Source organism: Ectorhizobium quercum, assembly GCF_026552795.1.
Lineage (GTDB): Bacteria > Pseudomonadota > Alphaproteobacteria > Rhizobiales > Rhizobiaceae > Ectorhizobium > Ectorhizobium quercum.
The window spans coordinates 906077-918491 of sequence record NZ_JANFPI010000001.1; the positions used below are offsets into that span (position 1 = coordinate 906077).

Here is a 12415-nt window from a genome sequence, read left to right on the forward strand (position 1 = left end):
TACCGTCCTTTCGCGGCACTCATCGCCGCAAATCAGTTTCGTGAATCGTGCAGCACCGACCGTGGCCGCGCAAGAGCGTCCTTCGGTCGGGCACATACTTATATGGGGTTGCTGATGCGAAGCTTGAAGGCCTGACCCTATCTATCCCAGTAGGGGGTGGGGCCGTAAAGCGACGCCAGATAATCGATGAAGAGCCGCACCTTGGCCGGCAGGAACTCGCGGCTCGGATAGACGGCGGAGAGCGAAACGCCGCGCCCGCTCTCGTAAGCGGGAAGTACCTGCGTCAGCCGGCCGGACTTGAGTTCCTCGCCGATATCCCAGGTCGAGCGCAGCGCGATCCCGAGACCGGCGATCACCGCCTCGCGGATCACCTCGCTGGAATTGGTGACGAGGCTGCCCTGGGGCTTCAGTGTCACCGGTCCGCCGGGACCGACGAGCCGCCAGCTGTCGTGATTGTGGGCCGGCAGGCAGGCATGGGTCTTCAGTTCGTCCAGAGATTGCGGCATGCCGTGGCGGGCGATGTAGTCCGCCGAGGCGCACAGGATGCGCCGCACCGGCGCCAGCCGGCGCGCGACCAGCGTGGAATCGCTCAGGTCGGCGATGCGGATCGCCAGATCGTAGCCGCCGCCGACGATGTCGGTGAACTCGTCCGACAGTTCGAGCTGCACGATCAGGTCCGGATGCGCTTCCATGAAGCCGATGAGATGCGGCGCGACGTGCATGCGCCCGAACGAGGTCGGCGCCGATATCTTCAGCGTGCCCTGCACCTTGGCGGAACGGCCGGAGACGAAGGCCTCCGCCTCCTCGATGCCGGACAGGATCGACTGGACCCGGTTGAAGAAGCCCTGTCCCGCTTCCGTCAGGGCGATCTGCCGCGTCGTGCGCTGGAGAAGCCGGGTGCCCAGCCTGTCCTCCAGCCGCTTGATGCGCTTGGAGACGACGGCGGGCGACAGCCCGAGCGACCGGCCCGCCGTGGACATGGAATTGCAGGCCGCAACCCGCACGAAGACCTCGAGATCGCCGAGATTGGTCATGCACGCTCCTCTTTTGCCCGGCGGCCGGTGCCGCGTTCCGGCCTCTCCGCATCCCGATTCATGCGGACGCGCGCCCGCGACCTTCGCCGTCTCCTTCGTCATGCTCGGCCCCGACCCGAGCATGCGAGAAAAAGGCCAGAGGCCGGAAAGGCGGGTTCCGGAAACAAACCCGCCTATTCTTTCCATTTTCGTCATAGGTGATTAGCATTTGTTCGGTCCTTCGCAAACTGCTAGGAATCGCAATCGGGAGGAACGGGCGATGAGTGGATCGATCGGATTTCTGGAGCCTCGGGCCGATGTTCTGTCGCGCCGTAAGGCGATCGTCGAGGATCTGGCGGACCTCCTGCCGCCGGACGCGCTGATCGCCGAGCCGCGCCGGCTGGTGCCTTTTGAAACGGACGGTTTCATTTCCTATCGCCGCCTGCCGCTCGCCGTGGCCCTGCCGCGCACAACGGCCGAGGTGGCCGCTGTCATGAAATACTGCCATCGTTATGGCGTTCCGGTCGTTCCGCGTGGGGCGGGGACGTCCCTTTCGGGCGGCGCGATCCCGCAGGAGGATGCCGTCGTTCTCTGTCTTTCCGCCATGACCCGCATCGTCGAGCTGGATTACGCCAACCGCACCGCGACGGTGGAGGCGGGCGTGACCAACCTGGCGATTTCGGAGGCCGCCGGCCCCGAGGGCTATTTCTATGCGCCGGACCCCTCGTCGCAGCTCGCCTGCACCATCGGCGGCAATATCGGCATGAATTCCGGCGGCGCGCATTGTCTGAAATACGGCGTGACGACCAACAACCTGCTCGGCGTGAAGATGGTTCTCGTCGACGGCACGGTGATCGAGCTGGGCGGCAAGGCGCTGGACGCGCCGGGTCTCGATCTTCTCGGGCTGGTCTGCGGTTCGGAAGGCCAGCTCGGCATCGTCACCGAGGCGACCGTGCGGCTCATCGCCCGGCCGGAAGGCGCGCGCCCCGTCCTGTTCGGCTTCGACACGTCGGAGGCGGCGGGCGCCTGCGTGGCCGATATCATCGGTTCCGGCATCGTGCCGGTCGCCATCGAGTTCATGGACAAGCCGGCCATCGAGATCTGCGAGGCCTTCGCCCATGCCGGCTATCCGCTGGATGTCGGCGCGCTGCTGATCGTCGAGGTCGAGGGGTCCGAGGAGGACATGGCCGCGATGCTCGCGAGCATCGTCGGGATCGCCCGCCGTCACGGCGTGAAGGTGGTGCGCGAAAGCCAGTCGGCAATGGAGGCGGCGGCGATCTGGAAGGGCCGCAAGTCCGCCTTCGGTGCGACGGGCCGCATCGCCGACTATATCTGCATGGACGGAACCGTGCCGCTCGGCCAGCTTTCCCATGTGCTGAAACGTACCGGCGAGATCGTTGAGGGCTACGGCCTGCGCGTCGCCAACGTCTTCCACGCCGGCGACGGCAACATGCACCCGCTCATCCTCTACGATGCCAACGACCCGGAGGATGCCGCGAAGGCGGAGGCCGCCGGCATGGACATCCTCCGGCTCTGCGTTGATGCGGGCGGCTGCCTGACCGGCGAGCACGGGGTCGGCATCGAGAAGCGCGACCTGATGCGCCACCAGTATTCGCAGGCGGACCTGAACCAGCAGATGGCCGTGCGCGCCGCCTTCGATTCCGGCTGGCTGCTCAATCCCTCCAAGGTCTTCCCGCTGGAAGGACGGCCCCGGCCATGACGGAGCCACCCGTGACGAAGACGCGGTATCCCGCATCCGCCGAGGAGGCCGCGGCCCTGATCCGCGATTGTGCCGGTTCGGGCACGCCGGTCGTGCCGCGGGGCGGCGGCACCCGGCTGGATTTCGCCGTGTCCGGAACGGTGCTTTCCACCGCCGGCCTTGCCGGCATCGCGGTTTACAACCCGGCGGAAATGGTGATGACGGCCGGGGCCGGAACGCCGCTTGCCGAAGTCGAGGCGGCCCTTGCCGCCAACGGCCAGATGCTTCCCTTCGAACCGGCGGACAGCCGCCCGGTTCTCGGCACGGCCGGCGAGCCGACCATCGGCGGCGTATTCGCCGCCAATGTCTCCGGCCCGCGCCGCCTGACGGCGGGGGCAGCGCGCGACAGCCTGCTCGGCGTCACCTTCGTCAACGGTCGCGGCGAGGTGATCAGGGCCGGCGGCCGGGTGATGAAGAACGTCACCGGCCTCGATCTGGTCAAGCTGATGGCCGGCTCCCGCGGCACGCTCGGCTACATGACCGACGTCACCTTCCGAGTCCTGCCCGCGCCGCGCGCGACGGAAACCGTCGTGGTGACGGGGCTGGACGACGCCCATGCCGCAGCGGCGATGGCGACGGCCATGTCCCTGCCGGTCGAGGTGTCCGGCGCCGCGCACCTGCCCTTCACGGTCGCCGGCCGTTTCCTGTCCGGCGCCCTGCCGCAAGGGGCCGCGACCGTCTTTCGCCTGGAGGGCCTGCCGCATTCGGTGTCGGTCCGCACGGAAAAGCTCACGGCGGCGCTGTCCGCATTCGGTGTGATTACATGGCTCGACGAGCCGCAAAGCCTGACACTCTGGCGCCAGATCCGCGACGCCGCGCCCTATGCGCAGGATCGCGGCAAGGTGCTGTGGCGCGTCTCGGTCGCCCCCACGGCCGGCCACCTGCTGATGGGCGCCCTGCGCCTGCATGCCGGCGCCGACTGCTTCTACGACTGGCAGGGCGGGTTGATCTGGCTGCGGATGGAAGCCGATCCGGAGGCGGATTTCCTGCGCAAGGCGATCCGCCAGCTCGGTGGCGGCCATGCGACGCTGGTGCGCGCGCCGGACCGTTTCCGCAAGGATATTCCGGCCTTCGAGCCGGAGGCTCCGGCGGTGGCGGCGCTTTCCGCCCGGATCAGGGAGAAATTCGATCCGCGCGGCATTTTCAATCCCGGCCTGATGGGGTGAGATGGTGATGGTTCTCCTGTGGCTAAGACCCCCTCTGGCTGACGCCATCTTCCTCGCAAAGGGGGAGAGCGGTGGGCGCGCCGGTTTCCCGGTTTCCGATGTTGGGAAAGGGCGAAAGGTCGTCGTGAAACGTCGCCCCCCTTGTGGGGGAGATGGCCGGCAGGCCAAAGGGGGGCTCTTCCCCGTTGCCACCGGAGGATCGGCCTGATGCAGACTCATTTCACGCCCGGGCAACTGGCCGATCCCCGCGTGGCGGAGGCGGAGAAGATCCTGCGCAAATGCGTGCATTGCGGCTTCTGCACGGCCACCTGTCCCACCTATGTGACGCTCGGCAACGAGCTGGACAGCCCGCGCGGGCGCATCTATCTCATCAAGGACATGCTGGAGAACGGCCGTCCGGCGGACAGGGAGATCGTCACCCACATCGACCGCTGTCTTTCCTGCCTTTCCTGCATGACCACCTGTCCCTCCGGCGTCGACTACATGCACCTGGTCGACCATGCCCGTATCCACATCGAGGAAACCTACCGGCGCCCGCTGCCGGACCGGCTGACGCGCGCGCTGCTCGCCGCCGTGCTGCCTCATCGCCGGCGCTTCCGCGCCGCGCTGAAACTGGCGAACCTCGTCCGGCCGCTGGCGGGCCTCCTCGGAAAGGCGGCGGCCCTGCGGCCCTTCGCGGCCATGCTTCGGCTCGCCCCCGAAAAGGCCCATGAGCCGACGCCTTTCACCCGGGCCTGCACCCATGTCACGCTCGGCCCGCCGAAGGGGCGCGTGGCGATGCTGACCGGCTGTGCCCAGCCGGTGCTCGATCCGGGCATCAACACGGCGGCGATCCGCCTGCTGACCCGTTTCGGGATAGAGGTCGTCCTGCCGGAAGGGGAGGGATGCTGCGGCGCGCTGACCCACCATATGGGCAAGGAACAGGCGGCGCTCGCCTCCGCCCGCCGCAACGTCGACATCTGGGCGAGCGAGATCGATGCGGGCGGCCTCGACGCGATCCTCGTCACGACGTCGGGCTGCGGCACGGTCGTCAAGGATTACGGCTACATGCTGCGCCACGATCCGGCCTATGCCGAAAAGGCGGCCCGCGTTTCGGCGCTGGCGCGCGACGTGACGGAATATCTCGATACGCTCGATCTGCCGCAGCAGACCTTCCGGGGGCTGACGGTCGCCTATCATTCGGCCTGTTCACTTCAGCACGGCCAGAGGGTGACGCTTCAGCCGAAGGCGCTTCTGCGGCGAGCGGGTTTCGCCGTTCGCGATCCGGCCGAGGCGCATCTGTGCTGCGGCTCTGCCGGCACCTACAACATGCTGCAACCGGAGATTTCGCAAACGCTGAAGGCCCGCAAGGTGCGGAACATCGAGGCGACGAAGCCGGACCTGATCGCGGCGGGCAATATCGGCTGCATGACCCAGATCGGCAGCGGCACGCCGCTTCCCGTGGTCCACACGGTCGAACTGCTGGACTGGGCCTATGGCGGCGACGTGCCGGAAAAGCTGGAAAAGCTGCTGGCGCAAAAGGCCGCCGCCGTGTGAACGCCTTGAGCGGAAAGGCACGCCCCCCGGGCAGGCCGGAGGATTCTTGCTTATTGACCAACCCTCTCCTTCGTCACCCTCGGGCTAGACCCGAGGGTCCATGCCCCGGACGCCGCGTAGATGGTCGGGTCAAGCCCGACCATGACGAAAGAGAGCAATGCGTACTGTGGCAGAGGTCTAACCCCTCAGGTATGCCCGAGGGGTTCGATTTCCCGTTTTCGGCGCCTCACTCAGCCGCCAAACAGCGTCCGCAGGAGGTCGGTGCCGCGGTCCTCGAAGCTGACCTGGCCCTGCCGGTTGCCGGGGCCGATCACAACGACCTTCGAGCCTTCCGGCACGCGCTTGTAGAGATGTTCGACATCCTTGTTCATCATGCGGATGCAGCCGGAAGACAGGTTCTGCCCGATCGACCACGGCTGGTTGGTGCCGTGGATGCGGAAGCCGGTGTCGCCGCCGTTCGGCCGGTAGAGATAGAGCGCGCGCGAACCGAGCGGATTGTCCGGGCCGCCTTCCATACGCGCCGGCAGGATATGGCCGCGCTTGCGTTCGCGGGCGATCATTTCCTGCGGTGGAATCCAGGCCGGCCATTCGGCCTTGCGGCCGACGCGGGTGACGCCCGACCAGCCGAAGCCTTCCCGTCCGACGCCGATGCCGTAGCGGGTCGCCTTGTTGCCGCCTTCGACGAAATAGAGGTAGCGGTTATGGGTGTCGACGAGGATGGTGCCCGGCTTCTCGCTGGTCACGAGGCGGACGGCCCTGCGCTTGTACTTGTCGGCGACCGGCTTGTTTTCCGCCCCCCTCGGCAGGATGACCTCGCCGCGCGCATTGGTCTGGAGAGACTGCGCCGTGGCGGTCTGGGCCGCCGTAAATGTCGTCATGATTGCAATCGCCGCCGCTGCGGCAGCCATCCATGCTTTCGTCATATGGTTCGTTACCCCCGTTGAAACTGGCGGAAAGATTACGTTTGCGCGTGCCCTGCGTCAAACCGCCGCTGGTTGCATTTCAGTCGACGGAAAAGGGGAGGGCGGCCTTCGCCGTCCTCCCCCTCCCATGCTCATCGTCCGGTGTTGTGCCGTCACTGGACGATAACGCGGGTTCCCACGCCGACCCGTTGATAAAGGTCGATCACGTCTTCGTTGCGCATGCGGATGCAGCCGGAGGAGACGGCGTTGCCGATCGTCCAGGGCGCGTTGGTGCCGTGGATGCGGTAGAGCGTCGAGCCGAGATAGAGGGCGCGGGCGCCGAGCGGATTGGCCGGCCCGCCCTCCATTTTTACCGGCAGGACATGCCCCTTCTTGGCCTCGCGGGCGCGCATCTCCGCCGGCGGATGCCAGGTCGGCCATTCGGCCTTGCGGGTGACTTTGTGGACGCCGGCCCATTCGAAGCCCGGTTTGCCGACGCCGACGCCGTAGCGCTTGGCCTGCCCGCCGTCCATCACCAGATAGAGAAAGCGGTTGTTGGTGTCGATGACGATCGTTCCGGGCTTTTCCGGGGTCCGGTAGGACACCATCTGCGGCAGGAACTGCGGCTCCACGCCGCCGACGGGCGCGTTCGGCCGCACGGCGGCCTGCTGGATGACCTGCTGCCGCCCGGTATTGCGGCCGATATGGACGCCCGGCGGCGGCGCGGCCAGCTGGCGGCGCTGATAGGTCTGGCGCTGCTGGTATTGCGGCGCGGGCTGCTGCTGGAACCGGGCCTGCGGCTGCGGCTGGACGCGGCGCGGCGGCGCATAGACCTTAGGGCGGACGCCGCCGCCGAGCTGGTTGACCCAGGGCGCCGTCAGGTCGGAATTGACGATGACCGGCGGGCGGTTGCCGTAACGGTCGCTGGCCAGCGCCGGCTGGGTGATGCCGGCCAGCAGGCCGACGGCAAGAAGAAGGAAGGATCTGTTCATCGGATCGACTCGCTACATTCACCGAAGAAGGGGCGCGAACATGCCCCGGATGGCAGGATCGTCGCATTCCGCTCCACTCGGAATGGTAAACGCCCGTTCATGAAGGGGCCGGGCGCCGTCTAAACCTTCCGGCAAGGTTAGCATCCGGTTGCGAAAATAGGTGAACAAATGGTAAACACTCCCGAGAAGGAGAATCGAACCATGACGGATGCCGCCAAGACGGGGTTGATCGAGGGCGAGGACGGGCGCACGGGCTGTTTCTGGCACGGCAATCTTGAGGATTACCGCCGCTACCACGACGAGGAATGGGGGCATCCGGTGACGGACGACCGCCGGCTTTTCGAGAAGATCTGCCTCGAAGGCTTCCAGTCGGGCCTGTCCTGGCTCACCATCCTGCGCAAGCGCGAGAATTTCCGCGCTGCCTTCGCCGGTTTCGATTTCGAGAAGGTCGCCCGTTTCGACGAGCGCGACGTCGAGCGGCTGCTGGCCGACAAGGGCATCGTGCGCCACGGCGGCAAGATCACCTCCACCATCAACAACGCCGCCCGCGCGCTGGAGATGAAGGCCGAGTTCGGTTCGCTCGCCCGCTATTTCTGGCGTTTCGAGCCGACGCCGGATGAGCGCCCGGCGGTGTTCGACTACCAGACCCTGCGCGCCAACCCCACGACGCCGGCCTCCGTGCGGCTGTCGCGCGACCTGAAAAAGCGCGGCTGGAGCTTCGTCGGCCCCACCACCGTCTATGCCTTCATGCAGGCGATGGGCATGGTCAACGACCATATCGAGGGCTGCCATTGCCGGGCGAAGATCGAGCGCCTGCGGGCGGAATTCGTGCGGCCGGTATAGGTTATTCGAGCGACCGGATGAGGTCGGTCAGATCGCCGATCTCGGGCAGTTCCCGGAAGCGCGGCGCGTCCTTCGGCTTTTCGACATGTTCGAGAATCCACGTCAGGGCATGGGGAATGAACACACCCCAGGCGCCGACGGCGAGTGCCGGCACGACGTCCGATTTCAGCGAGTTGCCGACCATCATCGCCCGCTCCGGCGCTTCGGCGTGCCGGGAAAACAGGCGGCGATAGGTGGAGGCGGTCTTGTCGGAGACGATCTCCACCGCGTCGAAATAGTCGCCGAGCCCCGATTGCGCCAGCTTGCGCTCCTGGTCGAACAGGTCGCCCTTGGTGATGAGAACGAGAGCGTAGTCACCGGCGAGCGCCTCCAGCACGTCGCCGACGCCCGGCATGGTCTCCACCGGATGGCTGAGGAGGTCGCGGCCGATGGAAAGGATTTCGCCGATCACATGGCCCGGCGCGCGTCCGTCCGTCACCTCCAGCGCCGTCTCGATCATCGAAAGGGTGAAGCCCTTGATGCCGAAGCCGTAATGGGCAAGGTTGCGCTTTTCCGCGTCCAGCAGGCGGCTGGACACGTCGTCCCCGTCGGCATAGTCGGCCAGCAGCCCGCGGAAGTGGTCTTCCGTCAGCCGGTAATATTGCTCGTTCTGCCAGAGCGTGTCGTCGGCATCGAGGCCGATGGTGGTAAGCTGGCGCGTCATGCTCGTCGGGTCGTGCTGATGGCGATGCGCCATTCTAATCCAGTTTTCGCGCAAGTGTGAACGGATTTGCAAACCGGCAATGCGGCGGCGCGCAAGCGCCGCCGCATCGGGTTTATTGGCCGTGCTTTTCCAGCCATTCCCGCATGAAGGCGATCTCGCCTTCCTGGGCGGCGATGACCTCCTCGGCCAGCTTACGGATCTCGGGGTCCTTGCCGTGTTCCAGCACGATCCGGGCCATGTCGATGGCGCCCTGATGGTGCGGGATCATGCCGCGCACGAAGTCGACATCGGCATCGCCCGAAAGCTCGATTGCCATGTTCTCGTGCATCGTCTCGCTGGCTTTTTCGAATGCTTCGGTCGCGGCGTTGCGTGTCCCGCCGCCGGAAGCGTGGCTGCCGTGGTCCTGGGCGAGCGCCGGAACGGCGAAGGCGAGGACGGCGGCGATGGTGAGGGTGTTCCTGAAAGACATGATGGTCCATTCCCTTGCAAGGGGTTATGTCTGCCGGTCGCCCGGCGGTTCGACGATGGGGAAAGCGGATTTTCAGGCGCGGGGAGGCGGTTCCGCCGGCGCGGGCGCGGCATCGGCCAGTTTGCGGGTCGGCAAAGGCTCCGGCCAGGAAAAGGGCGGGTGCCCTTCGCGCCCGGCATCGACGACCGGCACGATGGCGAGGCAGGCGGCGCAGAAGGTGCCGCATCCCGGCAGCCCGGAATGCGGACAAGGATCGTTGCGGGAATGCGCCCCGCCGTGATTGCCGTGCGTTCCGGCCGTCTCCATGCCGTGATGATCCGCGTGGTCGTGATGGGCCACGGAGACCTGAACGGCCTCCATGACGACGCCCGCCCGGGCCGGCATGAAGCCATAGACGAGGCAGGCGATCAGCATGGTGACGACGACGAAGGCGCGCATAAATTCAGTCTAGTCGCATTTCACCGTGAAACAAGCCGTCCGGATGCGGCCTCACGCCGCGATGACGCGGTGGACGACCCGGTAATCGGGGCTTTCCTCGCCGAGCGGGGCGACGGGCCAGTCCCAGCTCGCGAAGGCTTCAGGATGCGCGACGCCGGCCAGCAGGTCCTGCCGCTCGTGGGTATGGCCGTTGCGGTCGATCACGGCGAAGGAAATGTCGCTCAGCAGGCAGGTCGCCGCCGGCAGGCCCGCAAGGCCGTCGAAATGGGCCGAGACCAGCCGCGTGACGGTATCGGCCGGCATCGCGCCCGGCGGCTCCTTTTCCAGAAGCCGGCCCGCGCCGATACCGATCTGCGAGATGAGATTGGCCGAGACCACGAAATCCAGATAGGGAACGTGCCGCAGGAAGGCGAAGGGTTCGGGATCGCGGCCCGCCTTGAGGTCGCCGTAGCCGGACAGGTCGCGTTCCACGAGTTGGATGTTGGGGAACTTCTTCAGCGAAAGCCCCATCCGCACCGAGGCCAGATGCACGCGGTCGACCAGAACCACGGTGTCGAAGGCGCGGGCGAGCATGTCCAGCGGCACGTCGCGCAGCAGGCCCGAGCCGAGAACCACCGCCGTGCGGCGCAGCCTGAGGTCCTTCGCCTTGAAGAGAACGGCGCGGTGGCAATTGTCCTCGTGATCGCGCCATGCGCCGGATACGCGCCGGGCGCGCGACCACAGATTGACCGAGGCGCGGACGAACGGCCGGTTTTCCGGCTTGGTGAGCGGCCATGTGGCGGCGAAATTCAGGGCTTCGGCCAGCATTTCAGGCGCAGCGCTCCGGCGCATTGGGAAGGATGGGGTTCATGAAATCGGATGACCGGGAATCGGAACGGGGAAAAGTCGCGGATTTGGATAGCAGAATCCGGCCCCGCCTGCCAATCGGCCGTGTGCTTGCGGCTTGCCGCAGGGGGCTACTTCCTCTAAGACACGGCCACGAATTCCAACTCCTGTGAGCGATTTCGGGCCGCGCCCGAATGGTTGAAGACGATGAGCGACAAGCAGAAGAAACCGCAAAAGCCGAAAGCCCGCCTGCCGCGCGGCTTCGTGGACCGCGACGCCGCCGATATCCGCGCCGTCAACGAGATGACCGCGAAGATCCGCGAGGTCTACGAACGCTACGGCTTCGATCCGGTGGAAACGCCGCTGGTGGAATATACCGACGCGCTCGGCAAGTTTCTGCCCGACGCCGACCGTCCGAACGAGGGTGTCTTTTCTATTCAGGACGACGACGAGCAATGGGTGAGCCTGCGCTATGACCTGACGGCGCCGCTCGCCCGTCATGTCGCGGAAAATTTCAACGAGATCCAGCTTCCCTACCGCACCTACCGCGCCGGCTACGTGTTCCGCAACGAGAAGCCCGGCCCCGGCCGCTTCCGCCAGTTCATGCAGTTCGATGCCGATACGGTCGGTGCGCCCGGCGTTCAGGCCGATGCCGAAATGTGCATGATGATGGCCGATACGCTGGAGGCGCTGGGCATCCGGCGCGGCGATTACGTCATTCGCGTCAACAACCGTAAGGTTCTCGACGGCGTTCTCGAAGCCATCGGCCTCGGCGGCGATGAGAACGCCGCCAGGCGCCTGACGGTGCTGCGCGCCATCGACAAGCTCGACAAGTTCGGCCCCGAGGGCGTGAAACTTCTGCTCGGTGCCGGCCGCAAGGACGAATCCGGCGACTTCACCAAGGGCGCGGGGCTGGATGCCGCGCAGATCGAAAAGGTGCTGTTCTTCGTCGGCATCGAGGACTATGCGGCAAGCGCCGCCGACCTCTCGGCGCTGGTCGCCGGCACGGCGAAGGGCGGCGAGGGTGTGGAGGAACTGAACCTCATCGGCGCGCTGGTGAAGGGTGCCGGCTATGACGACGGCCGCGTGAAGATCGATCCATCCGTCGTGCGCGGCCTCGAATATTACACCGGCCCGGTCTACGAGGCGGAACTGACCTTCGACGTGACCAACGAGAAGGGCGAGAAGGTCGTCTTCGGCTCGGTCGGCGGCGGCGGGCGTTACGATGGCCTCGTTTCCCGCTTTATGGGACAGGCGGTGCCGGCCACCGGCTTCTCCATCGGCGTCTCGCGGCTGATGACGGCGCTGAAGAACCTCGGCAAGCTCGGCCAGGACGAGGTGTTCGCCCCCGTTCTCGTCACCGTCATGGACGGCGATGCCGAAGCGATGGGCCTCTACCAGCGCTTCACGCAAGAACTTCGCGCCGAAGGCATCCGCGCCGAAATGTATCAGGGCAACTGGAAGAAGTTCGGCAACCAGCTCAAATATGCCGACCGCCGCGGCTGCCCGGTCGCCATCATCCAGGGCGGCGACGAGCGCGCTGAGGGCGTCGTCCAGATCAAGGACCTGATCGAGGGCAAGCGCCTGTCCGGCGAGATCGAGGACAATGCCGCCTGGCGCGAGGCCCGCGTCGCGCAGGTCGTCGTGCCGCAGGACGAACTGGTTGAAAAGGTGAAGGAAATTCTTGGGGCTCAGGCGGAGGACCGCAGGCGGGCCGGGAAGTGACTGCTTCGATGCGCCTGAAATTCCCCCTCTGGCCTGCCGGCCAT

The 12415-nt window shown here is 66.3% G+C and carries 12 protein-coding genes; 5 read left to right on the plus strand and 7 right to left on the minus strand.

The window, feature by feature from the left end:
• Positions 1-137 precede the first annotated feature (137 nt).
• Complete coding sequence (locus NOF55_RS04075) at positions 138-1034, minus strand: LysR family transcriptional regulator (RefSeq protein WP_306410020.1); 897 nt, start codon at positions 1032-1034, stop codon at positions 138-140.
• A gap of 259 nt (positions 1035-1293) precedes the next feature.
• On the opposite strand from NOF55_RS04075, the gene NOF55_RS04080 reads away from it, so the two are divergent.
• The 3 genes from NOF55_RS04080 (at position 1294) to glcF (ending at position 5474) form a co-directional block, all read left to right on the plus strand.
• Positions 1294-2733, plus strand: a complete 1440-nt coding sequence (locus NOF55_RS04080; protein WP_306410021.1) for an FAD-linked oxidase C-terminal domain-containing protein — start codon at positions 1294-1296, stop codon at positions 2731-2733.
• The gene (locus NOF55_RS04085; protein WP_370868906.1) at positions 2730-3938 is read left to right on the plus strand and encodes an FAD-binding protein; all 1209 of its coding nucleotides are present in this window, start codon (positions 2730-2732) and stop codon (positions 3936-3938) included. Before NOF55_RS04080 ends, NOF55_RS04085 begins: the two co-directional genes overlap by 4 nt.
• Positions 3939-4145: 207 nt before the next feature.
• A complete protein-coding gene (gene glcF / locus NOF55_RS04090) occupies positions 4146-5474 on the plus strand; it encodes a glycolate oxidase subunit GlcF (RefSeq protein ID WP_306410023.1) in 1329 nt (442 codons plus the stop codon).
• Between the two features lie 230 nt (positions 5475-5704).
• Here the strand turns inward: glcF and NOF55_RS04095 are convergent, their stop codons facing one another.
• A complete protein-coding gene (locus NOF55_RS04095; RefSeq protein ID WP_370868908.1) occupies positions 5705-6397 on the minus strand; it encodes a L,D-transpeptidase in 693 nt (230 codons plus the stop codon).
• Between the two features lie 152 nt (positions 6398-6549).
• Positions 6550-7368: a L,D-transpeptidase gene (locus tag NOF55_RS04100; protein WP_306410025.1), complete on the minus strand. Its 819-nt coding sequence runs from the start codon at positions 7366-7368 to the stop codon at positions 6550-6552.
• Between the two features lie 201 nt (positions 7369-7569).
• On the opposite strand from NOF55_RS04100, the gene NOF55_RS04105 reads away from it, so the two are divergent.
• Entirely contained in the window at positions 7570-8211 is a 642-nt protein-coding gene (locus NOF55_RS04105) for a DNA-3-methyladenine glycosylase I (RefSeq protein ID WP_306410026.1), read from the plus strand.
• A 1-nt stretch (position 8212) separates the two neighbouring features.
• On the opposite strand, the gene NOF55_RS04110 is transcribed toward NOF55_RS04105, so the two are convergent.
• From NOF55_RS04110 to NOF55_RS04125, 4 genes are all read right to left on the minus strand, one after another.
• Positions 8213-8947, minus strand: a complete 735-nt coding sequence (locus NOF55_RS04110; RefSeq protein WP_306410027.1) for an HAD family hydrolase — start codon at positions 8945-8947, stop codon at positions 8213-8215.
• A 79-nt stretch (positions 8948-9026) separates the two neighbouring features.
• Positions 9027-9383 carry a CopM family metallochaperone gene (gene copM, locus NOF55_RS04115; protein ID WP_306410028.1) on the minus strand — a complete coding sequence of 119 codons (357 nt, stop codon included), beginning with the start codon at positions 9381-9383 and terminating at the stop codon, positions 9027-9029.
• Positions 9384-9455: 72 nt separating this feature from the next.
• The gene (locus NOF55_RS04120; RefSeq protein WP_306410029.1) at positions 9456-9821 is read right to left on the minus strand and encodes a hypothetical protein; all 366 of its coding nucleotides are present in this window, start codon (positions 9819-9821) and stop codon (positions 9456-9458) included.
• A 51-nt stretch (positions 9822-9872) separates the two neighbouring features.
• Positions 9873-10628: a hypothetical protein gene (locus tag NOF55_RS04125; RefSeq protein ID WP_306410030.1), complete on the minus strand. Its 756-nt coding sequence runs from the start codon at positions 10626-10628 to the stop codon at positions 9873-9875.
• A 225-nt stretch (positions 10629-10853) separates the two neighbouring features.
• Between NOF55_RS04125 and hisS the strand changes: the two genes are divergently transcribed.
• Positions 10854-12371, plus strand: a complete 1518-nt coding sequence (hisS, locus tag NOF55_RS04130; protein WP_306410031.1) for a histidine--tRNA ligase — start codon at positions 10854-10856, stop codon at positions 12369-12371.
• Positions 12372-12415: the final 44 nt, after the last annotated feature.